23 protein-coding genes are annotated in these 25,801 nt (G+C 63.3%); 13 read left to right on the top strand and 10 right to left on the bottom strand.

The window, feature by feature from the left end; translation table 11 throughout:
- Positions 1-41 precede the first annotated feature (41 nt).
- Positions 42-1,811, bottom strand: coding sequence for an Ig-like domain-containing protein (locus ATN38_RS26150; protein WP_218748961.1), 1,770 nt, complete (start codon positions 1,809-1,811; stop codon positions 42-44).
- Positions 1,812-2,178: 367 nt separating this feature from the next.
- Here ATN38_RS26150 and guaA point away from each other — a divergent pair, with 367 nt between their 5' ends.
- On the top strand, positions 2,179-3,750 hold the full coding sequence (gene guaA, locus ATN38_RS26145; RefSeq protein WP_007727510.1) for a glutamine-hydrolyzing GMP synthase: 1,572 nt from the start codon (positions 2,179-2,181) through the stop codon (positions 3,748-3,750).
- A gap of 53 nt (positions 3,751-3,803) precedes the next feature.
- Here guaA and ATN38_RS26140 read toward each other — a convergent pair whose 3' ends face one another.
- Together ATN38_RS26140 and ATN38_RS26135 are read right to left on the bottom strand one after the other, a co-directional pair.
- Positions 3,804-4,037 (bottom strand): hypothetical protein, encoded by a 234-nt coding sequence (locus ATN38_RS26140; RefSeq protein ID WP_003940832.1) that lies wholly within the window; start codon positions 4,035-4,037, stop codon positions 3,804-3,806.
- Positions 4,034-5,419: a PspC domain-containing protein gene (locus ATN38_RS26135; protein WP_161120810.1), complete on the bottom strand. Its 1,386-nt coding sequence runs from the start codon at positions 5,417-5,419 to the stop codon at positions 4,034-4,036. Before ATN38_RS26135 ends, ATN38_RS26140 begins: the two co-directional genes overlap by 4 nt.
- A 236-nt stretch (positions 5,420-5,655) precedes the next feature.
- On the opposite strand from ATN38_RS26135, the gene ATN38_RS26130 reads away from it, so the two are divergent.
- The 3 genes from ATN38_RS26130 to ATN38_RS26120 are packed head-to-tail and all read left to right on the top strand — an operon-like array spanning position 5,656 to position 9,096.
- Positions 5,656-6,936, top strand: a complete 1,281-nt coding sequence (locus ATN38_RS26130; protein WP_037125680.1) for an ATP-binding protein — start codon at positions 5,656-5,658, stop codon at positions 6,934-6,936.
- Positions 6,933-7,592 (top strand): response regulator transcription factor, encoded by a 660-nt coding sequence (locus tag ATN38_RS26125; RefSeq protein WP_003940972.1) that lies wholly within the window; start codon positions 6,933-6,935, stop codon positions 7,590-7,592. Before ATN38_RS26130 ends, ATN38_RS26125 begins: the two co-directional genes overlap by 4 nt.
- 49 nt (positions 7,593-7,641) lie before the next feature.
- On the top strand, positions 7,642-9,096 hold the full coding sequence (locus tag ATN38_RS26120) for an MFS transporter (protein ID WP_218748959.1): 1,455 nt from the start codon (positions 7,642-7,644) through the stop codon (positions 9,094-9,096).
- On the opposite strand, the gene ATN38_RS26115 is transcribed toward ATN38_RS26120, so the two are convergent.
- The 6 genes from ATN38_RS26115 to ATN38_RS26090 all read right to left on the bottom strand — a co-directional run bounded on the left by ATN38_RS26115 (position 9,093) and on the right by ATN38_RS26090 (position 14,671).
- Complete coding sequence (locus ATN38_RS26115) at positions 9,093-10,301, bottom strand: MFS transporter (RefSeq protein ID WP_030535124.1); 1,209 nt, start codon at positions 10,299-10,301, stop codon at positions 9,093-9,095. The two genes, ATN38_RS26120 and ATN38_RS26115, sit on opposite strands and share 4 nt — an antisense overlap.
- 188 nt (positions 10,302-10,489) lie before the next feature.
- Positions 10,490-11,884: a cell wall metabolism sensor histidine kinase WalK gene (locus ATN38_RS26110; protein ID WP_003940854.1), complete on the bottom strand. Its 1,395-nt coding sequence runs from the start codon at positions 11,882-11,884 to the stop codon at positions 10,490-10,492.
- Positions 11,881-12,579, bottom strand: coding sequence for a response regulator transcription factor (locus ATN38_RS26105; protein WP_058039028.1), 699 nt, complete (start codon positions 12,577-12,579; stop codon positions 11,881-11,883). The genes ATN38_RS26110 and ATN38_RS26105 overlap by 4 nt, the downstream gene beginning before the upstream one ends.
- Before the next feature lie 75 nt (positions 12,580-12,654).
- Positions 12,655-13,296, bottom strand: coding sequence for a phosphatase PAP2 family protein (locus tag ATN38_RS26100; protein WP_003940956.1), 642 nt, complete (start codon positions 13,294-13,296; stop codon positions 12,655-12,657).
- 2 nt (positions 13,297-13,298) lie between these two features.
- Positions 13,299-13,883: a M15 family metallopeptidase gene (locus ATN38_RS26095; RefSeq protein WP_003940687.1), complete on the bottom strand. Its 585-nt coding sequence runs from the start codon at positions 13,881-13,883 to the stop codon at positions 13,299-13,301.
- Between the two features lie 110 nt (positions 13,884-13,993).
- A complete protein-coding gene (locus tag ATN38_RS26090; protein WP_003940889.1) occupies positions 13,994-14,671 on the bottom strand; it encodes a helix-turn-helix domain-containing protein in 678 nt (225 codons plus the stop codon).
- 135 nt (positions 14,672-14,806) lie between these two features.
- Here ATN38_RS26090 and ATN38_RS26085 point away from each other — a divergent pair, with 135 nt between their 5' ends.
- The gene (locus ATN38_RS26085) at positions 14,807-15,643 is read left to right on the top strand and encodes a class I SAM-dependent methyltransferase (protein WP_058039029.1); all 837 of its coding nucleotides are present in this window, start codon (positions 14,807-14,809) and stop codon (positions 15,641-15,643) included.
- Positions 15,640-17,031 carry an FAD-binding oxidoreductase gene (locus ATN38_RS26080; RefSeq protein WP_047270191.1) on the top strand — a complete coding sequence of 464 codons (1,392 nt, stop codon included), beginning with the start codon at positions 15,640-15,642 and terminating at the stop codon, positions 17,029-17,031. The genes ATN38_RS26085 and ATN38_RS26080 overlap by 4 nt, the downstream gene beginning before the upstream one ends.
- A gap of 9 nt (positions 17,032-17,040) precedes the next feature.
- On the opposite strand, the gene ATN38_RS26075 is transcribed toward ATN38_RS26080, so the two are convergent.
- Complete coding sequence (locus ATN38_RS26075; protein WP_003940952.1) at positions 17,041-18,240, bottom strand: serine/threonine-protein kinase; 1,200 nt, start codon at positions 18,238-18,240, stop codon at positions 17,041-17,043.
- A gap of 227 nt (positions 18,241-18,467) precedes the next feature.
- Between ATN38_RS26075 and ATN38_RS26070 the strand changes: the two genes are divergently transcribed.
- From ATN38_RS26070 to ATN38_RS26040, 7 genes are all read left to right on the top strand, one after another.
- Positions 18,468-19,358, top strand: a complete 891-nt coding sequence (locus tag ATN38_RS26070) for a hypothetical protein (RefSeq protein ID WP_083057665.1) — start codon at positions 18,468-18,470, stop codon at positions 19,356-19,358.
- Positions 19,355-20,908 (top strand): DNA polymerase Y family protein, encoded by a 1,554-nt coding sequence (locus tag ATN38_RS26065; protein WP_218748957.1) that lies wholly within the window; start codon positions 19,355-19,357, stop codon positions 20,906-20,908. Before ATN38_RS26070 ends, ATN38_RS26065 begins: the two co-directional genes overlap by 4 nt.
- A 165-nt stretch (positions 20,909-21,073) precedes the next feature.
- On the top strand, positions 21,074-21,919 hold the full coding sequence (locus ATN38_RS26060; RefSeq protein ID WP_042923433.1) for an alpha/beta hydrolase: 846 nt from the start codon (positions 21,074-21,076) through the stop codon (positions 21,917-21,919).
- Positions 21,906-22,661: an alpha/beta fold hydrolase gene (locus ATN38_RS26055; RefSeq protein ID WP_007727487.1), complete on the top strand. Its 756-nt coding sequence runs from the start codon at positions 21,906-21,908 to the stop codon at positions 22,659-22,661. The genes ATN38_RS26060 and ATN38_RS26055 overlap by 14 nt, the downstream gene beginning before the upstream one ends.
- A 67-nt stretch (positions 22,662-22,728) precedes the next feature.
- Positions 22,729-23,070 carry a DUF6292 family protein gene (locus ATN38_RS26050; protein ID WP_042923438.1) on the top strand — a complete coding sequence of 114 codons (342 nt, stop codon included), beginning with the start codon at positions 22,729-22,731 and terminating at the stop codon, positions 23,068-23,070.
- Between the two features lie 45 nt (positions 23,071-23,115).
- The gene (locus ATN38_RS26045) at positions 23,116-24,639 is read left to right on the top strand and encodes a sulfatase-like hydrolase/transferase (protein ID WP_308256552.1); all 1,524 of its coding nucleotides are present in this window, start codon (positions 23,116-23,118) and stop codon (positions 24,637-24,639) included.
- A gap of 200 nt (positions 24,640-24,839) precedes the next feature.
- On the top strand, positions 24,840-25,796 hold the full coding sequence (locus ATN38_RS26040; RefSeq protein WP_003940790.1) for a R2-like ligand-binding oxidase: 957 nt from the start codon (positions 24,840-24,842) through the stop codon (positions 25,794-25,796).
- Positions 25,797-25,801: the final 5 nt, after the last annotated feature.

The raw sequence follows: 25,801 nt of genomic DNA, 5'->3' as shown, positions 1-25,801 counted from the left end.
GAGCTGGGTACGGGAGTGGTGTCCAAAGCTGATGTGGGGGACTAGCTTCCGAAGAGCGGGATGAGGCCGCTGAGCGAACCGGTGTCCACGCTTCCGGTGCCGCCGCCGTCGGTCGGTGCGGTGCCGACCTGCACGACGGTCGGGCCGGAGACGGAGTTCTTCCAACCGGCGTCGCCGACGAAGTTGGCAGTGAGGCCGAACGTTCCCTCGTCGTCGAAGGTGTGCGTGAGTGTCGCGACGCCGTTGACGACGGCAACGGGTGCGCCGATGGGCGTCGTGCCGGACTTGAACTGGATCATTCCGTTTGCTGTTCCGGGTGCGACGGTGGCCTTGAGCTGCAATGTCTTTCCGACCTGAGCCGAGCCGCTGACGGTCAGAGACGTCGTGGTGTCGGCGCGGGCGGGTTCGGGATCGGTCACGTTCACAGTGAACGACGTGGACGTGGAGCCGATGAATCCGGTTCCGCCTGAGAACTCTGCCGTCACGGCTGCAGCGCCCGCTGATGCGAAGGTGTGCGGGAGGATCGCGACGCCGTCACCCGTGCCGACCGGTGCGGTACCGACCTCGGCGCCGTCGACCTTGAACGTCACGGTTCCGCTGCTCGGGATGGGGGAGACGGTGGCCGAGAGGTTGGTCGGTTCACCGACAACAGCGGTGAGTGGTTCGACAACTGTGGTCGTGGTTCCCCAGTCGGGATCGCTGACGTCGAGTTGGGTTGCGGTGGAGACGGAATCGCCGTAACCGGCCTCGCCGGTGAACACTGCGGTGAAGCTGTGGGTGCCCGAAGCGTCGTAGCTGCGGGTCAGGGAAGCCGTCCCGTTGACTACAGCCACCGGTGCGCCGAGGTTGGTCTCGCCGTCTTTGAACTGCACCGTGCCCACGGCGTTTGCCGGTGTGACGACAGCGCTCACGGTGATGCTGTCACCTACCAGCGCGGCGTTCGGGGCCGAGATCGTGGTGGTGGTGTCCGCGGAGACGTCGACGGTCTGGACTCCGGAGGTCGAGCTGTGGAATCCCGGACCGGCGTTGTACGCGGCGGTGATGTCGTGGGCGCCGACGCTGTCGAAAGTGTGGGAGAGGGTGGCGCTACCGCCCGAAACCGGGACCGGCGAGCCGATGTCGTTGCCGCCGTCCTTGAACTGGACGGTGCCGCTCGCGTCGGACGGAGAAACTGTCGCGGTCAGGTCGACCGGCGTGCCGACCTTCGCCGTTGCCGGTGCAACCAGTGTGGTTCCGGTGGCGACAGACGGGTCGACTACCTGGACGTTGACGTTGATCGGGTTGAGACCCTGCTGTGTGCTGAAGGCGTTGACGTCGAAGAGCATGCCGCTGTCGTACGTCCCGAATGCTGTGCCGACGGGGACCGTGTAGGTCGCTTCCAGCGTGACGGGTTGGTTCTTCTTGACGACGAATCCACCGACCAGGAAGGTGCAGCCGCTCGAGCACTTCGCGGAGACTCCGCCATCTGATTCGTTGCTGATCGTGGCCCGGTTGGTCACCCCCAGGTAGGTGGCCTTGGCGCTGCCCGGCACGAGGACGAATCCTGCGGGCGGGATGTCACGGATCTTTGCGATCGACCGTTCGATGCCGCTTTCGTTGTGCTTGATCTCGGTCTTGTACGTGACGGTGTCGCCTGGGTGAACTGCCGCGTTCCCGATGACACTCTTCGTGAAGATCAGGTTGTCGGTCGTGCCGGTGAAAGTGGTCGGCGGGGCTTCGTCAGCAGTGGCCGGCGTGCCGAGGACTAGAAGTCCGGCGGCAGCCGTCACAGCTGCGACAGGTATGGCGAGTCGTCGTATGAATCGACGCACAGGTCCTCCTCGAGGTGAGCGCCGTTCGGCGGCGCCGGCCGTTTGCGATCGTGATCCTGATCACTTGACGGGCGAGATTACCTTTACTGGACGTTTGGTTCAGGCGAATCGGTCAAACGTCCAGAAAATTCACCCTTCGTCCATTTCGGGCTCTGGCCTGCGATGATGCTGCCGAATTGATTGCCGAAGCTAAGGTGCGGGTGATTGGGGCGCCGTTGACCTGGACGGTGGTCTAGATCCGCGCGAGGTCGCCGCGCAGTTCTGAGGGGCGGCCTTTGTAGTGACGTACCTCGCGCTCGCTCGGCCGAGTAGCGGGCTGAGTCCATGCATGCGCAGAAGCGCTGGCTGCGGCGATTAGACTGCACCTGTGGCAGATATCGAGCAGCAGAGACCAGTTCTTGTCGTCGACTTCGGGGCGCAGTACGCGCAGTTGATCGCACGGCGAGTTCGCGAAGCCAAGGTCTACTCGGAGGTGATTCCGCACACCACGACCGTCGAGGAGATCGTGGCCAAGAACCCCTTGGCTGTTGTGCTCTCGGGTGGGCCCTCGAGTGTCTACGCAGACGGTGCTCCCAAGCTTGATCCCGCACTGTTCGATCACGACATTCCGGTTTTCGGAATCTGCTACGGATTCCAGGCAATGGCAGGCGCCCTGGGCGGCACCGTCGCCGAGACCGGTACCCGCGAATACGGCCGTACCGACATCGCGGTATCCGGCGGATTGCTCCACGACGGTCTTCCCTCGACGCAGCCGGTATGGATGAGCCACGGTGACGCCGTCACCGAAGCGCCTTCCGGCTTCGAGGTGACCGCGACCAGCGACGGTGCTCCCGTCGCGGCGTTCGAGGACCGCGCCCGCAAGCTCGCCGGTGTGCAGTACCACCCTGAGGTTCTGCATTCCCCGCACGGTCAGCAGGTCCTGAGCCGCTTCCTGCACGAGATTGCCGGTATTCCGGCAGCGTGGACGGCGTCGAACATCGCCGATGCGCTGATCGAGCAGGTTCGCGAGCAGGTCGGAGACGGACACGCCATCTGCGGTCTGTCCGGTGGCGTCGACTCCGCTGTCGCTGCGGCTTTGGTTCAGCGCGCAATCGGCGACCGGTTGACATGCGTCTTCGTCGATCACGGTTTGATGCGAGCCGGTGAGCGCACGCAGGTCGAGCAGGATTTTGTCGCGGCAACCGGCGCTCGTCTGATCACCGTGGATGCCGCGGACACCTTCATCGGTGAGTTGGCAGGCGTCACCGATCCCGAGACCAAGCGCAAGATCATCGGCCGCGAGTTCATCCGCAGCTTCGAAGGCGCAGTCAGTGATGTTCTGGGCGAGAACGCATCTCATGGTGCGACCGTCGACTTCCTCGTCCAGGGCACGCTCTACCCGGATGTCGTGGAGTCGGGCGGCGGCACGGGAACTGCAAACATCAAGAGCCACCACAATGTCGGCGGGCTGCCGGAAGACCTGCAGTTCAAGTTGGTCGAACCGTTGCGTCTGCTGTTCAAGGACGAGGTCCGTGCAGTGGGCCGCGAACTCGGCCTGCCCGAAGAGATCGTCGGACGCCAGCCGTTCCCCGGTCCCGGACTCGGTATCCGCATCATCGGTGAGGTCACCCGCGATCGCCTCGAGATCTTGCGTCAGGCAGATTCCATTGCGCGCGAAGAGCTTACGTCTGCAGGCTTGGACGGAACCATCTGGCAGTGCCCGGTCGTTCTCCTTGCCGACGTCCGAAGCGTGGGCGTGCAGGGTGACGGCCGGACGTACGGTCATCCGATCGTGCTGCGTCCGGTCTCGAGTGAAGACGCGATGACCGCGGACTGGACGCGTCTGCCGTACGAGACCCTCGAGCGCATCTCGACTCGAATCACCAACGAGGTTGCGGACGTGAACCGCGTAGTCCTCGACGTGACGAGCAAGCCGCCGGGAACTATCGAGTGGGAGTAAAAACAACTGTGCGCCTTTATTAACCCCCCGCGGTTAATAAAGGCGCACAGCAGTTACTTGCGGTTGCGCCGATTCGGCAGAATCACCAGCAGTAGTCCTGCCACGACGGCGGCACCGACGAACAGCCAACGGAATTGAATGTTCGCTGCCGGCGCCAGGGAGAATGGCCCGACCAACGCCCACACACTGACCAGAAGTGCGGCCAGTCCGGCGATCAGCAGAAGTGCCGAGGGGCGCTTGGATTCTCGGGTCTCGTCGTGCTCTGTGGTCTCGTCGTATTCGCTCATGATTGCGTCACCTTCAGACTGCCGAACGTGGCTTTGGCGTTGATGGTCAGTGTGGGCGAATCCGGTGTCGCCTCGCGGCCCCGGTGTACTCCGCCGTCGAGGCAACCGGATCCGTCACCCATGACGACGGTGCAGCTGTTCTTGACGTTGACGGTTGGTGGCACCATGACGACGAACTCGCCGAACGACGCCGCGACGTCGATGGTCTTGTCCTCGGTGAACTTGACCCCGTTGAGGTCGAGAGTGAAGCTTCCGAAGGCTCCCGAGTACGACGGATCCAATTCGGAAGCGGTTGCCGGAGTCCATCTTTGCTCACCCGAGGCGTCGAAATCGATCGGGTAGACCAACGAGGAGAGAAGCACGAAACCCACGAGCGGTCCGGTGACGACCAGCAGGCCGTACCCCTTGCGGAAGAATGCCCCGAGGATCAGGCCGAGCGCGATGACGGCGAGTCCGACAGCACCGACTCGGCCGGGAGTGAACCACTCGTTGCCGGTTGCCGCGCCCGCTGCCCCGGTGACGGCGGCGACGATGATCGCGAGTCCGAGCACCGTCAGCGTCCATCGCGAGCGACGCTTACGGGGTGGCAAAGGCAGCAGCGGCGTGGCTTTGACTGCCGGGTCCGGGAGATCCCAGGCGAACGGAGCGACACCGAGCGGATCCCAGGAGGGCGGTGTGATGGCGGCCTCGCCGATCACCTCGGTCGGATTGGCGGCGGCTGAAGCGCTCGGGTCCTTCGACAGGTTGATCGTCGGATGATCGGCCTGAGATTGCGGTGACTGTTCGGCCGGCCGTTCCTCGGGCACGTAGGTGTCGGGGAGTTTTGTGTACGGCGTGTACACGGGCGGCTGATTGGGTGCGAAGTATCCGGGAGTGAACGGCCCGGGCGTGAATCCCGTGCCTGGATACGCGGTACCCGCGCCGACGTACGGTGACGTGCTCTGCGGCAGCGCAGGCGGGACCGGCGCTCGTTGGTAGAGCAGCCACAGGCCTCCGACCATCAGAATCAGCCCGATCAGACCGGAACCACCCAGGCCGACGCCGACAGGCCCGACGGTCGTAGCCGCGATGGCGAGAGCCACCAACAAGACGATGGTCTTGGTACTGGAATCGGAGCTGTGTCCGCGGCCCATCAGCGACTGTGCGGGGGACGATCCGTCACCGGCGCGGGCGAGCACCAACCACCCGGCGAGGTAGAGAAGGATGCCTGAACCGCCGAAAATAGTGGAGGCCACAAACGCGACACGTACCAGAATGGGGTCGATGCCGTACCGGTATCCGATTCCGGCGCATACCCCGGCCACGTGACCTTGTGCCGGCAGACGCACGGGGCGGGTCCGCCACAGATCCTGGATCTGTTCTTGGAAAGTCGGATTGTTCATGAATCAATCCTGGCTTCCGGGGCGGCCTCCGCGCATCAGGGCCAACCCTGATCTTTGTGACGATCGGGGCCAGGGGCGCCGCCCTGATTCAGGGTTGGACCCTGATGTGACTGCGAGTGGTTCGTGCCAGTATCGACTATGTGCAATATCTGTCAGATCCGCCGTTCGTGAGCGGTCCCGCTCCCGGGTTCACGGGAGGCCCGCCCGTCAACGGGGTACCGGTGCATGCCGTACCCATGAAGAAGGGTGTGCCCATTCCAGGCGGTGTTCCATTGCGAAAGCTGGAGCGGCGCTCCGGCGGTCGCATCGTCGCCGGTGTTGCAGGCGGTATCGCCGATCATCTCGGGATCGACGTCCTGAAGGTTCGAGTCGCCTTCGCGATTCTGGCGGCGATGGCCGGATCCGGCATCGTGATTTACGGCGCCCTCTGGATCTTCACCTCAGCCGGCACGGACACCCAGAAGCCGTCCGCGGCCGAGCGGCAGCGGGCGTACGGATTGATCGCACTCGGATTGGGCGGCGCAGCCGCGTTGTCCTGGCTGTTCAGCGGCACAGCGGGTTCGGTGCTCGCACCGTTCTTCGTCGTCGCGATCGGTGCCGCTTTGGTGTGGCGCGAGTTCGACTCCGACGGTCCCCGGACCGTCATCGGCTTGCCGCAGCGGCCTACCGTTCTCACGTGGGCGCGGGTGGTCGGGGGAGCGACCTTGATCATCTTGGGTCTCGGCGTCGTCGTCCTCGCTCAGGTCGACCTCGAAGCACTGCGCTCGTCCCTGCTGGCCGTGGTGGTGACGCTGATCGGTGTCGGATTGTTGACGGTGCCGCTGTGGCTGCGGATGTGGAGGGCTCTCGGCGCCGAGCGTGCGGCCCGAATTCGCAACGACGAACGTGAAGAGATCGCCTCGCATCTGCACGACTCCGTACTTCAGACGTTGGCGCTGATTCAGAAGCAGTCCGACAATCCGCAAGAGGTGGCGCGCCTGGCCCGTGGTCAGGAACGCGAGCTGCGCAAGTGGTTGTTCAGCGGCGGGGATATCGACCACACGAGCCTGACCGAAGGTCTGAAGATCATCGCCGGTGAAGTGGAGGACCAGCATGGCGTCACGGTCCGCCCCGTCACGGTCGGCGACGTACAACTCGAAGGCGAAGGCGTCGAGAACGGTCTGCCCAAGGAAGCGTTCACCGCGCTCCTCGGTGCGACGCGTGAAGCTCTCGTGAACTCGGCAAAGCACTCGGGGGAGAAGGAAATCAATCTTTTCGCCGAGGTCGAGGGCGACCAGGTCAGTGTGTTCGTTCGTGATCGCGGAGTCGGATTCGACGTCAATGCGGTGCCGGAGGACCGTCAGGGTTTGGCCAAGTCGATTCGTGGTCGCATCGAGCGACGGGGTGGCCGCGTCGTGGTTCGATCCGACATCGGAAAGGGCACCGAGATCCGCGTGCACATGCCGCTCGGTGACTCTGCTCTAAAGTGGGACCAGACTGCTGACCGTGTCGACAACCCCGAGGAACAGCCCCAGTGACTTCGCTTGCGCCGCCCCCGTACCGCGTATTTCTTGTCGACGATCATGCAGTGTTCCGCTCCGGGGTGAGGGCGGAACTCTCGCGCGAGGCAGACATGGACGTAGTCGGTGAAGCCGGTGGCGTCGCTGAGGCGATCGCGGGTATCAACTCGACGAAACCGCATGTCGTTCTGCTCGATGTCCACATGCCTGACGGTGGTGGAGTGGCAGTTCTGCGCGGAATCGATTCCGGCCCGGTGTGCTTGGCGCTCAGCGTTTCCGATGCGGCCGAGGATGTGATCGCGGTGATCCGCGGCGGTGCGCGCGGGTACGTGACCAAGACGATCTCGGGATCCGAACTGGCCGAGGGTGTACGACGCGTTGCCGGTGGTGACGCAGTGTTCGGGCCTCGCCTGGCAGGCTTCGTACTGGACTCCTTCACCGGGCGTTCCAACGCACCCGAGCCGCAACTCGATCCGGAACTCGACTCGCTGACTCCGCGAGAACTCGAAGTGCTCAGATTGCTGGCACGTGGGTACACTTACCGTGAAATCGCCGAGGACCTGGTGATTTCCGTGAAGACGGTCGAGACTCACGCATCGAACGTCCTGCGAAAGACTCAGCAGTCCAATCGCAATGCGTTGACGCGTTGGGCACATCGTCGCCAGATCGACTGAATTCCCGCGCGCTCTTTCGCGATTGCGTGTGAAGGCGCACCATGGACCGATGACGGAACCACTGGCGCTCGCGTCGAAGCGTGGGCGTTGGGTTGTCGCCGCCACCGTTCTCGGCTCGAGCATGGCTCTCCTCGACGGCACCGTCGTCAACATTGCTCTTCCTCACATCGGTGAAGAACTGGTTTCCGGTGTCGCCGGACTGCAGTGGACGCTCAGCGGTTACACCTTGGCCTTGGCGTCGCTGATTCTGCTCGGGGGAGCCCTCGGTGATCGTTGGGGTCGGCGACGGGTATTCGTGTGGGGGACGGTCTGGTTCGCGGTCGCGTCGTTGCTCTGCGGAATTGCACCTGACATCACGTTTCTGGTGATTGCACGAATCCTGCAGGGAGTGGGAGCTGCGCTCTTGACACCTGGCAGCCTTGCCATCATCTCCGCGTCACTTCGTGAGGAGGACCGCGGCGCGGCAATCGGATTGTGGTCGGGTTTAGGTGGTGTTGCCGGCGCCATCGGACCGCTTTTCGGTGGTTGGCTGGTGGAAGTGGCGGGATGGCGATCGGTATTCCTGCTCAATATCCCGCTGGCGATCGTCGTGGTGTGGGCAGCGGTGCGCCATGTACCGGAGAGCCGCGACCCGCATCCGCCCGAGCACCTGGACGTGGTCGGATCTGCCTGCGCAGTAGTCGGTCTCGGCGCACTGACGTACGGGCTGATCGAGGTCAACCCGATAGTCGGGCTGATCGGAGTGATCGCGCTCTGCCTGTTCGTCGTGGTGGAACGACGCTCACCGAGTGCCCTTGTGCCGCCGTCCCTGTTCCGTTCGCGGATGTTCGTCGCGGCCAATCTGGTGACCCTTGCGGTCTATGCGGCGCTGGGCGGTGTGTTCTTCCTGCTCGTGCTGCAACTGCAATTGGTTGCCGGGTACTCGCCGGTGGCTGCCGGCGTCGCAACGGTACCGATCACCTTGGCATTGCTGCTGTTGTCTTCGCGCGCGGGCAGTTACGCGCAGACGCACGGACCGCGATTGCCGATCACGGTCGGGCCCGCCGTTGCCGCGGTGGGGTTGGTGTTGATGACGCGGATCGGCCCGGATGCGTCGTACCTGACCGTCGTGCTGCCGGGAGTTCTGGTGTTCGGGCTCGGCCTGGCGGTGATGGTCGCGCCGTTGACCGCCGCGGTGCTTGGTTCGGTACCGGTGGAGCAGTCCGGAATCGCGTCAGGTGTGAACAATGCCGTTGCTCGCACGAGCCAACTTCTTGCCGTCGCGGCCTTGCCTGCCCTCGTGGGTATCGACGCCGAAAGTCTGGTCGATCCGACGAGTTTCTCCGACGGGTTCCGGTACGCGATGTACATCTGTGTGGCACTGCTGTTGGTCGGTGCAGCGATCGCCGCGACGCTGATCCGAACTCCGACAGTAGAGCCTGTTCAGGAAGCGGATTCGGTTGCCTGCAAGCCGCATTGTGATCTGACGGGACCTGCAGTGCAACCGAATCCGATGAGGGACTAGACGCTGATGTCGCGATCGCGGCTGGGCACCAAGGGAATTGCTGCGGCGGGAAATGCCGCGACTATCGCGAAGGCGAGCGGGTAGCCGACCGCGCCGATCAGCGCACCGACCACCGGGCCCACTGCTGACGCGGCAATGAACTGCCCGGTGTTCTGTGCGCCCAATGCTTTTCCTTGCCATTTCGGCCCGGCAGCTTCGGCCACGGAAGTGAATGCCAAACCGTTGTCGGCGACGCTGATAGTGGTTGCCAGCAGCAGGATCAAGGCGGGAACGCCCCAAGGCGCTGCGCCGGCTGCCGCCATTGCCAACATGACCGCAGACGCGGAGACGGCAACCAACCGCAGCGGGCCTACTCTGCTTCCGGCGCGATCACTCCAGATGCCGACAACGATGCGTCCGAGTGCACCCACGAACTGGGAGATCCCGATCAGGAGCCCAGCGGGCGCAGCGTCCCATCCTTGCTCGCTGATCAGCCAGACCAGACCGAATGTCGAGAGGGTGAACTGCGGAAACACCAGCAGTGCCGAGACGACGTGAATGCGCCACAGGAACCAGTTCGAGCGATAAGGATTTACCGTTTCGACCGGGATGTCTGTGGGCCGCGCCGCCGGCCGCGGGGGATTGATCAATGCGACGGCGCAGATCAGGGCGAGAACGCCGTTGAGAGCTACCGACAGTCCGACAGCCGAACCGATTCCTACGTTCGCAGCGAGAGTCGGGATGGTCAGCGATGCGATGGTCACGCCCAGGGGCTGTGACATCTGCCGGATTCCCATCGCGAGGCCGCGCCGATCCTTGGGAAACCAGCCGACCACAACACGTCCACTGGCAGCGTTGGTGCTCGCCGCAGCCATTCCGCCCAGCAGAAATGCGATCCCGAGGAGGGTGTAGTTGTCGGTGGTGGTCGCGGCCAGCGCGGCGATCGCCGTCAGGCCGAGCCCGATTGAGATGACCCATTTCTCGCCGAATCTGTCAGCCATCGCTCCCCACGCCACCAGCGTGAGAACCATGCCGAAAGTGGGTGCAGCGGCCAGAGTTCCGGCCTGCGTCAACGAGAGGCCGTGCTCGGAATGCAGCAGCGGGATCAAAAAGGCGGGGGTGCTGACGAAGACGGTGCCTGCGGCCTGGGCTGCGACGCCGATTCCGAGCATCGTCCACGCCTTCGGGGAGACGGCCGTCTTTTCCAGCCGCGACGCCTGCGTCATGGTGCCCTCCGATCTCTACGCTGTTCGACGATGCCGACGCTACTCCCGTGGTTTCACATGTTGAAACCAGAATCCCATTATTTGGTCAAACGCGGACGGTTCAGGGTGCGAAGTGCCCACCCCTTTTCGAGCGAACGGTACGACGATCGCCTTGGGTGCGCCGAAAGGTACGTTCGCTCGGGAAGGGGTCAGCGACGGGGCAGGCGAACCGTGAAGACCGTGCGACCATCCACCTGGTCGACGCCGATGGTGCCGCCGTGCAGGTGTACGTTCTCGACGGCGAGCGAGAGTCCGAGTCCGCTGCCCTCGCTGCGTCCGCGCGCGGTGTCGACCTTGTAGAACCGCCGAAAGATCGCCTGCCGGTCTTCGGGTGAGATGCCGGGGCCGTGGTCGACGACGGTGATGACGGAGAAACCGGATTCGACGCTCAACTCGACGCGAACCGGGGGCGCTCCGTGGCGCAGTGCATTGCCGACGAGGTTGGCGACGACAATGTCGATCCGACGCGAATCGACTCTGGCGCTGACACTTTCGGGTGCGCGCAGTTCGACGGTATCTGTCCATCCGCGGCTCTCGAGTGTGCGCTCGGTCAATTCGACGAGGTCGACGTCGTCGAGGACGAGGTGCGCTTGCTGAGAGTCGTGGCGAGACATTTCGATGAGGTCTTCGACAAGTCGAGTGAGCTTGCCGATCTCACTGCTCACGATGCGCGCGGCAGCGGCGGCGTCGGGCGGAAGATTGGGGATCTCTTCACGGAGGATCTCACTGACCGGCACCAGTGCTGCGAGCGGCGTCCGGAGCTCGTGGGAGACGTCGGCGACAAACCTTCTCGACTGCTCTTCCGATTCTTCCAGACCTCGGATGACCGCTTCGTTGCGAGCGACCATGTTGTTGAACGTTGTTGTGACCTGGGCGAGTTCGGCTACTCCGTCTTCGGGGAGTCGGACGCTGAGGTCGCCGTCGGCAGCACGGGCGGCCGCCTTGTCCAGGCGTTTGAGCGGACGGACAAGCGTCGACGCGATCCACAGCCCGAGTAGTCCGCTCACCAACACACCGGCGGCGAGGGTGAGGCCGACAGCTCGAAGCAGGTCGTCGAACTTGTCCTGCACTCCTACCAGCGGCCGGATGGTGACGGCTTTGACCAATGTCTCGTTGTCGTAGCTGTCGTCCGCGCTCATGTCCACGACATTGACGGACATTCCCAACATGATGCGCTGGGAGTCGAGCCTCTCGAAACGGATCAGCTTCGGACTGTCCAAACCTTCGTCGAAGCTGGGCGGAATGGTCGCCGCATCCACGGATCCTTGACGGATGACTTCGCCGTCGACGATCAGCGTCATGTCGGACTGGAAGATCTGTTGGAGGTTGGCAGGCGTCAACTCGTCTACCGGTGTTCCGTTGACGTATTGCAGTTCGTCGCGAAATTGTGCGGTCGCGACATCCTGAGCGTTGGAATAGATCCACGACCGCGCCATGAACGAGACGACACCCGCGGTTGCCCCGGCGATGATCACGACGATTGCGATGAACACGAGCACGAGCCTGGTTCGCAGACCGTCGACCTGAAGCCAGGTCGGTCTCATCGGGCTGGGCTGGTGTTGAAGCGATACCCGAACCCGCGCACCGTTTCGATGACGGTCGGTGCGGCCGGGTCGTCCTCGATCTTTCCGCGCAGCCGCTGCACTGCTGCATCGACGATTCTGGAATCACCCAGATACTCCTGGTCCCAGGCTGCGGACAACAACTGTCGGCGGCTCAGGACCTGTCCGGGGTTCTCGGTCAGCGCCAGGATCAGTCGGAGTTCGGTCGGGGTGAGGGTCAGCAGCATCCCGGCCTTGCGGACCTGCAGCGACGACCGATCCAATTCCAGGTCGCCGAACGTCTCTGCACCCGGCGTCGCATCCGGGCGCGTCGTTGCCGGTGCCGAGCGCCGCACGACGGCTTTGATACGAGCGTCGAGGACGCGCGGACTGGCCGGTTTGACGACGTAGTCGTCGGCACCGGCTTCCAGGCCGGCGACGGTGTCGATGTCGTCGGATCGAGCGGTCAGAATGATGATCGGGATCGAACTTCGTGTGCGGATACGTCGGCAGATCTCGTAACCGTCGGCACCCGGCAGCCCGAGGTCGAGTAGGACGAGGTCCGTGGCACCCAGGGCGTCGTCGAAATCACCGTTACCGTCGGGGCGATGGCTGACGTCGTGCCCGAGTCGGTTCAGTCCCAACGTGATTGCCTCGGCCACGGCTGGATCGTCTTCTATGAAAAGAATGCTCACCATGAGCTCACCTTGGACTCGCCATGATCAGGGGCCTTCTGCGGTCGGAGAAATCTCGGTCAGTCAAGGGTACAGGGGTCACACTCGCGAGAGTCGCTCGTTGCCTGAGTCTGCCAGCACCGCATGCCGGGCGACGCTGGTGTTCAAGGGAAATGCCGACACAGCGAGGGTGTAGCAGCCGACGAGCAGTAGTGCACCGATCACGTCGCTCGGGCGGTGCCATTGCAGCACGACTACCGAGATCGCGGTTCCGATGGTGATCAGCGCACCGTTGACCGCAACGACCGCCCGCCACCTCGAGGGCGTGACGATCACGATCGCGCAGACCAGAGCAGCTATGGCCGTCAAAGTGCCGCTGGGGAAGGAATTGTGCATCACCAGGCCGTTCAGGTCCGGTCGATTCAGCGATTGTTTGAGAACCCAGGCTGTCGTGATGGGGCCGAGGGTCACGACGACGACGCGTAAAGCTAGCGCAATCGGGTTGTTGCGCAATGTGATCATGAGCGCCACGAGCACTCCTCCCACTATCAGTATCGGGGTGACGAGGCCGATGAACTCGGCGGAGAACACGCTGAGGCGTTCGGAGGTGGCCGCGCCCACCATGAGTTGTTGGTCGACGATCTGACCACCGGTCGTGTTGACCGCCAATTCGAATTCGACGACTCCGAGGATCAAGACTGCCAGTGCGGCAATCAGTCTCGCTGGCTTGACTCGTGTCATGATCAGCCTTCCGCTCTCTCGTCCGAGGGGTTGCTCAGTTGTGGCGGGCATTCCCCGCCAGGAGTGGTTGCCAATTCGAAATGCCACATCTCGTTGGCGTAGGTCTGGCAGAGGCCGTAATCGCTGCCGTGCTGAATGAGCCAGTCATCGGCGTCGGTCGGTCCGATGTCGACGGCCTGTCCACTGACATGCTTGGACAGGCTCGGCGAGTGCACCCACTTGGACGCTTCGTCCACGCTGCCGTACTTGACGACGGCTTCGTCGAACAGTCGCTGCTGGTATGCCGCGGACCGCCAACCCGACGTGACGTGCATGTCCACGCCGGATGCCTGTGCGTCGGCCGCTGCCGACTGGAGCGCCGCGAGCAGTGCGGAATCGAGACGAGCAAGCGCGGGCACATGAGTGTCCTGCAAGCTGATGCCGTCCTCGATCTCGCCGCCTGAGGGTCCTGAATCAGGCTGAGTGGCAAGGTAGTTACCGCTCTTCGGTTGTGCTTCTTCTGTGTACGAGCAGGAGCTGAGCGCGACCGCACCGAGCACGACTGCACCGAGTGCGACGAAGCGGATGATTCCGCGGTGGCTGGGCATACAACAGAGACTTCTCGGTCAGTGTCACCGGCAGGTGGTCACCGTTCGTCGACGGTGTCACGGTCTGCAACAGCTCTGTAACAGGACGGAACGGGGCTGGTGAGCGCGCGCTACGCGGGGCGCGGGATCGACGCGAAAGTCGACAGCTCGAACCACGAAGGCAAGCTACGACGCAACGCAGTAGGCCCAGAAATGGTGACGTCACCGGACCGTATGGCGTCCGACCAGGTCAGGTTACCTCGCCAGATCTCGGTCATCTGTCGCAAGCCCGCAGAGACCGACACTGCAACGTCGAAACCCGGATCGATATCGCACATGTCCACCTCACCGGAATTGATGACGAGCCACCAGTTCCGCGAATGTCCACGTACTCCGGAGAATGCGAAGTGCACCACGGTCTTGCCTTCAGGCACCACGGAATGATCCACGCGGCGATGCATGTCCCACAGCAGCAGCTTCGGATCCAGATCTTCGTCGCCCAGTTCACCGATCCACCTGGTACCCCAGATGCCGAGAGCTTCGACCACAGGGCGCAGTTCGCGGCCGGCGTCGGTCAGACGATAGCTGACGACACAGTCGGTTTCTTCTCGCTCCACGATGCCGGCGACCGCGAGTTGGTGAAGCCGGGTCGAGAGCAGAGTCGGTGACATTCGCGGCAGCCCGCGGCGGAGATCGTTGAAATGTTCGCTTCCCATGATCAGTTCGCGGAGGAGAAGCAGTGTCCACCGCTCGTCGAGTAGCTCCATCGCCTTGGCGACGGGGCAGAACTGGTGGTACGAGGACCCCATCTCTCGATCGTAGGCCTCCGGGGTGCTCCGGTACAGATTTCGTACTGGAGAGGAGCGAACCGTCGTCGTAGCGTCGGAGTAACGGCATGAACGCTGTCGGGCTCCGAGTACGAAAATTATTGAAGGAGAACGGTAATGAGTGAATCAACGGGGACTCTCGGGTTGGACCGGGAGCTGAAGGCCAAGCACCGGGCAATGTGGGGGCTCGGTAACTATCCGGCGGTGGCGACGCAGGTCATCGCGGAACTCGGACCTGTATTGGTGCGTGAATGCGGCGTGCAGAAAGGAGATCGGGTGCTCGACGTCGCGGCGGGGTCCGGCAACGCCGCCATTCCGGCGGCTGCGCTGGGTGCGCAGGTGATCGCCACCGACCTGGCTCCCGAACTGTTCGTGGCAGGACGGGAGGCCGCGGCGCTCGCGGGTGTCGAACTCGATTGGCAGGAGGCCGATGCCGAGGCTCTTCCGTTCGGCGACAACGAGTTCGACGTAGTGCTCTCGTGCGTCGGTGTGATGTTTGCCCCGCATCATCAGCGCGCCGCGGACGAACTTTTGCGAGTATGCCGACCCGGCGGAAAGATCGGAGTGCTGAGTTGGACTCCGACGGGGTTCATCGGCGAGATGTTCAAAACGATGAAGCCGTATGCACCGCCCCCGCCTCCTGGTTCGCAGCCGGCGCCTTTGTGGGGCGACGAGAACCATGTTCGTGATCTGCTCGGCGATGTTGCCGCAAGGAAAGACGTACTTCGTGTGGACACATTCAGCGGGCCGGAAGATTTCCGCGATTTCTTCAAGAAGAATTACGGCCCGACCATCGCGGTGTACCGGAACATCGCCGACGATCCTGACCGCACGCAGGCGCTCGATCGCGATCTGCTCGAGTTGGCAAAGAAGTACGGCAGAGGAAGCGAGCCGTTCGTGATGGAGTGGGAGTACCTGCTTCTCACCGCGACACCCGATGAGGGCGGTGCATGATGACGACGGTCGAGTTCGCGCCACTGAAATCGGCGATCACGGGTTCTGTGTTCAGCCCCCGAGATCCGGAGTACGACGACGCCAGGTCGATCTGGAACGGGCAGATCGATCATCGTCCGGCGGTGATCGCCAGGTGCCGGTCGGCGTCGGATGTGTCTGTGGCACTTGCATTTGCCAGAGCCCATTCGTTGGAGGTTTCGGTCAGAGGCGGTGGGCATTCCTACCGAGGTACATCGGTGTGTGAAGGCGGTGTGATGATCGATCTCAGTGCGATCAACGTAGTCAGTGTCGCCCCGTCCGCGAAGCGAGCCAGGGTCGGTGGTGGTGCGACGATTGCCGACCTCGACGCCGCGACGCAGGAACACGGATTGGCAGTGACCGGTGGAGTGATCAGTGATACCGGCGTCGGTGGCCTGACCCTCGGCGGCGGCATGGGGTGGTTGACGCGCACGCTCGGCCTGGCGATCGACAATCTGGTGTCGGCAGAGGTGGTGCTCGCCGACGGTTCGATCGTGCGGGCCTCCGAGAACGATCACAGCGACTTGTTCTGGGCGCTGCGCGGCGGCGGCGGAAACTTCGGAGTGGTCACCGAGTTCGAGTACCGTCTGAGCGAGATCGGTCCGGAAGTGCATCTGGGACTGTTCTTCTGGGGGATGGAGGACGGACCCGCAGCGCTTCGTCTGTGCCGCGAAGTGGTGCCTGCCCTGCCGAGAAATGCCGGAGCGATGGTTGCCGTCGGTTTGTCCGCGCCTCCGGCACCGTTTGTTCCGGATCAGTTTCACCTGCTGCCCGGATACGCGTTGCTGGTAGCCGGTTTCGGATCGGAAGAGGAACACTCGAACGCGATTGCGCCGATTCGAGAGGGCGTGCCGACGCTGTTCGAGTTCGTCACCCCGCTCCCGTACATCGGTTTACAGTCGATGCTCGACGAATCGGAACCATGGGGTGCATACGCCTATGAGAAGGCCTTGGACCTGGTGGATTTCTCCGACGCCGTGATCGATGTTCTGACCGAGCAAGCGGGCAAGAAATCGTCGCCGATGTCCTTCATGCCGATCTTTCCGCTGCAGGGAGCTTTCACCTCCGTCGGCGAGGACGACACTGCGTTCGGTGGTTCTCGCACACCACATTACGTGTGCAACATGACGGCTACGGCCACCGATGCCGGGACACTGGAATTGGATCGATCGTGGGTGCGTGAGACCTGGGAAGCCTTGCGTCCGTTCTCGTCCAATCAAGGCGGGTACGTCAACTTCATGACCGATGTCGACGAGGACCGAGTGCGAGCGTCCTACGGTGCGGCGAAGTACGCGCGATTGTCCGCCGTCAAGGCGAAGTACGACCCGGACAACGTGTTTCACCTCAACGCAAACATTCTGCCCGCGTAGAGCGTCCGGTCAGGCCGTGAATACCAGGATGACGACGATCAGTGCGGCCAAGATGATGACGGCAACCATGCCTGTCATGGCGAGGGGAGCCCAGGCCACTACCTTGTCGCGGGTGCTGGCATCGGCGGGGCCGGTCGGTATCCGCGGCGGCCAGGAGAACATGTCCATGGGGCTGGGGACGTTCCGCAGTGGCGTGTTCTGTTGCACTGCAGGCAGTCCGGTGATCGTGGAGCCGGTCAGGCGATTGCGGCGGTGTGGGTCGGCGAGTTGTGTGGTGCGGTGAGCCCACGCCGGCACGGCGCCTTCGGACGAGTAGACGGGAGCGTCGATCAACTGCTCGATCGTGCCACCGCCCGTCGCGGCTGCAGCGAGCGCGTCGCGTGCCTGAGCCATCGTCGGCCGACGGGTGGGGTCCGGCTCGAGGAGCTGAAGGAGAACGTCGGTGAGCGGTCCGGACTTGGTGGGTCGGTAGATCTCGGCCTTGGCGACACGATGCAGTAGAGCGATGGCGTCCGAGTCGATGCCGAAGGGCGGTTGACCCTCGATCACCGTGTAGAGCGTCGACCCGAGTGAGAAGACGTCACTGGCCTCGGTGGGATCGTCGCCGCGGGCAACTTCGGGTGCAAAGTACGCGGGAGTGCCGGTGATGACCTCGTCCTGGGTGTCGGATACGTCGCTCTTTGCGCGGGCGATGCCGAAGTCACTGATCTTGACGGTGCCGAGAGACTTGCCTCGGTCGGCGATCAGGATGTTGCCGGGCTTGATGTCGCGGTGGACGATGCCGGCGGCGTGCGCCTCGGTGAGCGCCGCAGCGATCTGCGCGCCGATCTGCGCGACCTCCAGCGGTGGCAACGTGTCGGCCAGGTTCATCGCCTGGGCGAGGCTGCGGGCGGGGAAGTACTCCATGACCAACCACGGTTCACCGGACTCGATCGCGACGTCGTACATGGCGATGGAGTGGGGGTGGGTGAGCTTTGCGGCGTTCCTGCCTTCGCGCAATGTACGTTCACGGACCTCTTCGGCCGTTTCGGTGTCGAGGCCTTCCGTGCTTGTGACCTGTTTCACCGCGACGTCACGGCTGAGGAGGGTGTCGCGGGCCAGCCAGACGGCGCCCATGCCTCCGTCGCCGATCTTGGAGCGGAGTCGGTACCGCCCCGCCAGCAGGTATTCGGGCCCGATGCCCCTCCCGGTCTGCTCCTGAGCTGTCACATCTCAAGGTTAATGGATTGATGCCACTGTGACGCTCGAGGCTCCTGTGAACTGGGTTTTTTGCTCTGCTTGACGTGTCGGGGGTGACACGGTTTACTGAAAACAGTTCGAAAATATGTTCGAAATTGCTGTTCGTTGGATGCATGTCAGACCCGACTTCCCCGCGGTTTGCCGGCTGGTTATGGATTGCTGCCGAGTGAGTTTTTCCGGTGTTCCGGAGGATGGGGATGACCGAGGTGACCGAGTTGGTGGAGCTGTCGGCAGATGCGGCGGGGTTGTCCCGTCAGGATCGGCTGGCACAGCTCCGCCGACAGATCGCGTCCATTCCCTCTCGCGGCGATACGTCGTTTTCGGGACCGAGTGTTTCCGTGGCTGGTGTTTCCGGGACAAGTGCAGCAGCCTTCGAGAGTGTTGCCGACCGGGACATACCGGTCGTGGACCGCGCGCACAAGGCTGGTGTTCTCCCAGTGCCGGAAGGTATCGGGGCATTGCTACCGCAGGGCGGTTTGGTGCGCGGAACCGTGGTGTCCGTCGAGGGCGCTGCTTCCTTGCTTTTGGGATTGGTCGCGTCCGTGACGGCGTCCGGGGGGCATGTGGCAGTCATCGGGCAACCTCGACTGGGATTGCTGGCGGCGTACGAGATGGGTGCGCAACTGGAACGTCTGGCGCTCATTCCGGCGCCTGGGCCGGATCCGGTCGAGATCGCTGCTGTGCTGCTCGACGGTATGGATCTGGTGATTCTGGGATTGGCGGGTGCGTCGGTATCCCCGTCGCGTGCGCGAGCGGTGGTGGCGCGCGCCCGGAGCAAGGGCTCGACTCTTGTTGTCACCGAAGGTCACTGGGACGGGGCCGAAGTTCGGTTGGACGCTCGGGTTCATGGTTACGGTGGGTTCGGTCAGGGCCGTGAGTTGGGGCGTGGTCGGCTCAGTTCCCTGAGCCTCGCGGTTCGTGCTCGGGGGCGCTCGTTCCAGCCCCGGACCACGCGTCTGGACATCTGTAGTGCAGCCGGGCGGGTCGAGTGGGTACCTTCCCGGCCGGTCGAGGCCGTGTCGGAGCAGGTGGTGTCGGAGCAGGTGGTGTCGTCGCGGGTGGTGTCGTCGCGGGTGGTGTCACTGTGAGCAGAGTTCTGGCGTTGTGGTGCCCGGACTGGCCGGCGGTGGCAGCGGCAGCGCTTGCCGATCTTCCTGCCACGCATCCTGTCGCGGTCACCTCGGGTAATCGGGTGATCGCATGTTCGGCGACGGCCCGCGCGGAGGGAGTGCGACGAGGCCTGCGCCGACGCGAGTCGCAGGCCCGCTGCCCGGAACTGTATGTGGCGATGGCAGATCCGGAACGCGACGCCAGATTGTTCGAGCCGGTCGCCGCGGCCATCGATGCGGTGGCACCGGGCGTCGAGGTACTTCGTCCTGGTTTGTTGGTGCTCAGTGCGCGAGGTGTCAGTCGGTACTTCGGTTCGGAGGAAGCCGCGGCGGAACGATTGGTGGATCAGGCATCTGCTGCGGGCGTCGAGAGTCAGGTGGGTGTGGCGGATCAACTGTCCACAGCGGTCATTGCCGCGCGCCGGGCAGCGCTGGTGCCGCCGGGGGAGGGGGCACGGTTTCTGGCGCCGCTACCCATGCCGGAGTTGGCGGCCGAGCCCAGTCTGTCTGCGCCGCATCGCGGGGAGTTGGTGGATCTGCTGCGCAGGCTCGGGATCAGAACCATCGGTGCTTTCGCGGATTTACCGGCAGTGGACGTCGCTTCGCGTTTCGGGGCCGATGCGGTGCTCGCGCATCGTGCGGCGCGCGGTGAACCCGAGCGGCCACCGTCGGCGCGGACGCTTCCGCCGGATCTGGAAGTGGAGCAGCATTACGATCCGTCGATCGAGCGGGTGGATGCCGCAGCGTTTGCCGGGCGCGCCTTGGCGAGTCTCCTGCACGACAAATTGTCGGCTGCCGCAGTGGCGTGCACCCGCCTGTCGATTTCGGCCAGCACGGGCAACGGTGAAAATCTTTCTCGGACTTGGCGTTGCGCCGAACCTCTGACACCGGAGGGAACGGCCGATCGAGTGCGATGGCAACTGGACGGCTGGCTCACCGGGCGCAGTGAGACCCGGCCGACCGCAGGCATAGCGGTGTTGCGTCTGGAACCGGTGGAGGTGGTCAGTGCCGGCGCTTTGCAGTTGGGGCTGTGGGGCGGTGTCGGCGACGAGGAGGAGCGGGCCAGGCGAGCATTGGTGCGCGTGCAAGGTCTTCTGGGCGGCGAATCTGTTCAGGTCGGTGTCCTGAGCGGTGGTCGAGGGCCCTCGGAGCGAATTACCCTGTTGCCCTTGGGTGACGAGCGGGTAGCTGCCCATGATCCGACAGCCCCGTGGCCTGGTCGTCTGCCGCAGCCGTCTCCGGGGTCGATCTTCGTCGACAATCCCAAGGTATGGCTGGAGGATGTGGCCGGCAACGCCGTGTACGTCACTGAGCGCGGTGTCTTCAGCTCGCAGCCGGGAAGGCTGAAGTGGGGGAGCAAGGAATGGGTAGTGCAGGGATGGGCCGGGCCCTGGCCGGTGGACGAGCGATGGTGGGACGCAGCCTCGGCGCGCACGGCCGCGCGGGCTCAGGTGCTGTTGGAGGAATCGCGGGCGTTGCTGATGATCTGTGAAGGCGGTGGATGGTCGGTGGAAGGCGTGTACGAATGAGCTCGAAGGTACGGCCAGCTGTACCGGACATGGTCGAGTCGACTGTACGAACAGTAGGGGCGCTGGCGCCATCGCACCGACGCCATCGGGCGCCTAGCGTTGATGACATTCAAAAACTCACTGTTGCAATGATTCTCGTCGTTGCAACTCTTCGCGAGGAGTGTCATGAAAACGGCGGGTCGAGCTGACGTTTCCGGAACCGATCGACTTCACTACGAGCCGATGGAGCTACGCGACGCACAACTTCTGGCGTACGACGAGACCGGCGAAGGCCGGATCGTGGAGGTGTTCGGCGATGTCGCCACAGCCGAGCACATCATGATCTTCGTGCCGGGCAACGACAACGGACTGGGAAACTACTTCGACGAGAACCGTCCGACAGGACCACGCGCGAGCGGATGGACACTGGGAAGGATGCTCCGAACGCTCGGGCCGAACGACCGCGTCGCGGTGATCGTGTGGGTCGGTTATCGGACGCCGTGGGGATTTCTCGAGTCGTTCTCCCGGACACTTGCAGAACTTGGTGCGATAGATCTGGCGCGGTTGACTCGTATCCTGCCGCGATCGGCGCATGTGACGCTCGTCGGACACAGCTACGGGGCCGTGGTGTGCGGACTCGCTCTCCCGTCGGCGCGAGTGGACGATTGCGTGGTGCTGGGTAGTCCGGGGATGGGGACCAGTTCGCGCGAAGACCTGTGCTTTGCCGGAAATCTCTGGGCTGCGCTTGGTCCGTCGGACTGGATCCGCTACTTCCCACGCGTGAAGATCGGCCACATCGGGCACGGCCCGTCTCCAGTTCGGGCGCAGCACGGAGCCATTGTTTTCGGTACCGGTGCCGTTCGAGGGCATTGCGGCTACTTCGCCGATGCAAGCGAGTCGCTGCGAAACATCGCGAGGATCGGACTCGGTCGCTACGACGAGGTCACGCGACCAGGGGAGTTGCAGCCTCGGCTGACCGCGTCAGCAATCCGCGAGGACGGGTCTATCCTGGGAACTCGTGAGTGTCGCTAACGTACGAAGTGCCGGCGGGGTCCAGATCAGCTACCGCGATTCCGGCTCGCATCCCAGTGTGGCCGATCTGCCTCCGGTAGTCCTCGTGCACGGGATGGGCGGCGACAGCGGTACCTGGGACAAGTTCGCGCGGACCTTGCGATCACGCAACCGGCGAGTTGTCTCGGTCGACCTTCGCGGCCACGGCCGGAGCGCTCGTGCGTCGTCGTATCTGTTCGAGGAGTTCGCGGACGACGTCATGGACGTGTGTGATCATCTCGAACTCGAGCAGGTGGATCTGGTCGGCCACTCGCTCGGCGGGCACGCGGCGTCGTTGATCGCGCAGAAACGTCCCACTGCGGTGCGGAAGTTGGTCATCGAGGAAGCGCCGTTACCATTACGCGCGGGTGACCCGGAACAGGTGTTCGCGAGGAAATTGCCGAGTGTCCCAGAACTGTGGCACGCCACAACAAGTTTGGTGCGGCATCCGCGAGCCGCGTTGACGTTCGATCGCTCGATGACGCGGTCCGCGCTCGAGCAGTTCCGCCGACCGGATTCGCAGTGGTGGGATCGGTTGCCGCTCATCGAGGCTGACATGTTGTTCCTGCGTGGAGGTCTGGGCGGGATGGTGGATCCTGTTCGCCTCGACGCTGTTGCAGCCACCGTCGCACGCTGCGAATTGGTCTCTTTCCGTACCGGCCACAGTGTCCACCGCGACGGTCATCGCCAATTCGAATCCGTTGTGTTGCCGTTCATTTCCTGAAAGCGCAATACTCGATCGGTGATGCCACGAACCCATCCGAAACGTGTGTGGCACCGAATGTACTTCCATGCATACCAACGGCAACGACTGGTCCGCACACGAATACGTCGACGCGGTAGCACGATCCGTTCACGGTGAGACAGTTCGATGGCCGCAGGGTCCGAGCACGGATGCGGTGATCGTTCTCCCCGTTCATGCCCGAAACCATCCGGGGAAGAACGCAGTTCTGCTCTGGAATCACGACTTCGGTTGGTCGTGGGGTGTCGAGGAGGCTGATGTGCGAAGGACGATTTCGATAGTCGACACCCTCGGTATCGGCCGGACACCGGATCCGCTGCGCTGTGCGGATCGGGTTATCGAACTGATCAGCGCACGGGCAGTTTGCTCGCGCATGTGTAGCGAAGAGTGATTCGGTCAACTCTGGGGCGACAACGCCTCCGAGAGGACGACGCCCGTGAACCCAGAGAACGTTCCAGCCCCGCATTGTCATTCATTGCCGCGCCGGACGTTCCTCGGTGGCGTCGGTGCCCTTGTCCTCGCGGGAGTGGCAGACGTCGCGGCCGGCGCGGTGAGCGCGGTGCCGGTACAAGCAGCACCCGCCGATCGGTTTCCGCAGAAACCCAACATCGTTGTCATCATCACCGATCAGGAACGCCGGCCGATGTACTGGCCACAAGGCTGGGCTGAACAGAATCTGCCCAACCGCAAGAAGATTGCCGATCACGGGCTGAGTTTCGACCAGGCAGTGTGCAACACCGCGATGTGCTCGCCCAGTCGCAGTACGTTCTTCACCGGCCTCTACCCCGCGCAGCACGGGGTCACCAGAACGCTCACCGAAGGTGGCACTGTCTCACCCACCGAGCCACAGTTGCAGGTCTCCGAACAGAACATGGCAAAGCTGCTGGCGTCGGCCGGCTACAACGTCCAGTACCGGGGGAAATGGCATCTGAGCAAAGGCGTCGAGGGTGGTGATCCGACAAGCGAGGACGTGGCAGGATTCGGCTTCGAGGGGTGGATTCCGCCGGACGCGGGCCAGGACACCAATCCGGATCACTTCGGTGGCGGGTGCGCAGACCATGATCGCCGTGTCGCCGAGGAAGCTGTCGAGTTTCTCTCCGGACCCGCAGTCGCATCCGGACAGCCTTGGGCGCTGATCGTCTCGTTCGTGAACCCGCACGATGTCCTCGCGTACCCCCAGACGTGGAACGCGATGAACGGCACGTGCGACAACTACGGATCGGACGCGCCAGGCGCCTTCGAGCAGGGTATCGACTTGCCGCCCACCTTCGACGAGATCCTGGCGCTCAATCACAAACCGACAGCCCAGGTTCAGTCGGAACTGCTGTTGGCAGCCGGGCTCGGGCCGCTGCTCGGACCCGATCAGGCGCGTAAGTACATCAACTTCTACGCCTATATGCACAAGGTGGTCGACGAACACATCGGCAGCGTGCTCGACGCGATCGAAGCCACTCCACAGATGCTCGACGACACGGTGATCGTTCGGATGTCCGATCACGGGGAGATGGGGATGAGCCACGGAGGTTTGCGGCAGAAAGTGTTCAACGCCTACGAGGAAACACTGCGCGTTCCACTGGTCATCAGCAACCCCTTGCTGTTTCCCGAACCCGTTCGCACCGACGCCCTGGCGTCGTTGATCGACGTGATGCCCACTCTCGCCACACTCGCCCAAGCGCCTGCGCGTCAATCGTGGAACTTCTTGGGTACCGATCTGACACCGGTCATCGTCGACGCTGCGGCGTATCCGAAAAGTCCCAGCGCGCAGGTTCAGGACACGATTCTGTTCACCTACGACGATCAGAACTGTGCGACGCCCGACGGTCAGAACATCGTCACGCAGCCCAACCACATTCGGTGCATACGCGAGAGCCGCTGGAAGTACACGATGTACTTCGATCCTACGGGAGTTGCTGCGCCGCAATACGAACTGTACGACTTACAAGCCGACCCCTGGAACTGAACAATCTCGCCAATCCGCTCAACATCGGTTCGTATCGGCCGGATCTGGCAGCTCAGATGAACGCCAAGCTCTTCGCAGTGATGGAGACCAAGGGTGTTTCCCTGAAGGAATAGATCGAATTTCGTCAAAACTGATTCACGTTTCAGTTCTACGGGCATGCTGGTGGGGCATCTGTCTTCGGTTCGGGAAGAAGGAATGTCATGACTGTCACCTCGCCGGGGCGAGAAGGTTTCAGTTCTCTTCGGTCGGGAGGGTTGAACTGGGATTCGTTCCCACTCCGATTGTTCACCAAGGGAAACGCCAAATTCTGGAACCCAACCGACCTCGATTTTTCGCAGGATGCCCGTGACTGGCAGGAGCTGACCAGCGAACAACAGCGCAGCGCCACCTTCCTGTGTGCGCAGTTCATCGCCGGTGAAGAAGCCGTCACCGAAGACATTCAACCGTTCATGAAAGCAATGTCGACCGAGGGACGATTCGGCGACGAGATGTACTTGACGCAGTTCTGTTTCGAGGAAGCCAAGCACACCCAGGTGTTTCGGCTGTGGATGGACGAAGTGGGATTGACCAGTGACCTGCATTCCTACGTCGCTGACAATCCGTACTACCGGCAACTGTTCTACGAGGAGCTGCCGTCGTCGCTACGCATTCTCGAGACAGACCCCAGCCCGGTCAACCAGGTGCGTGCCAGCGTCACGTACAACCACGTCATCGAGGGCAGTCTGGCGCTGACGGGTTACTACGCCTGGCAGAAAGTTTGTGCGACGCGCGGAATCCTCCCTGGCATGCAGCAATTGGTGCGAAAGATCGGTGACGACGAACGACGGCACATGGCTTGGGGAACGTTCACCTGCCGAAGGCACGTCGCCGCCGACGATCACAACTGGGACGTCGTCCAGCAGCGGATGGGTGAACTCATGCCCATGGCCCTCGGAATGATCAACTGGGTCAACGATCAATTCGAGGTGCAACCGTTCGGTTTGGACAATCAGGAGTTCCTCGAGTATGCCGCAGACCGTGCGCAGCGCCGACTTTCGGCGATCGAGTCTGCACGCGGGCGCGACGTCGCCGAGATCGACCTCGACTATTCGCCGGAGACCCTCGAGGAAAAGTTCGGGGCAGAAGATGCCGCTGCGATGAGTGAGGCGGCCAAATGACTGCG

The organism is Rhodococcus sp. FH8 (assembly GCF_019266085.1).
Classification (GTDB): domain Bacteria; phylum Actinomycetota; class Actinomycetes; order Mycobacteriales; family Mycobacteriaceae; genus Rhodococcus_F; species Rhodococcus_F qingshengii.
This window is presented reverse-complemented; position numbering and strand designations above follow the sequence as displayed.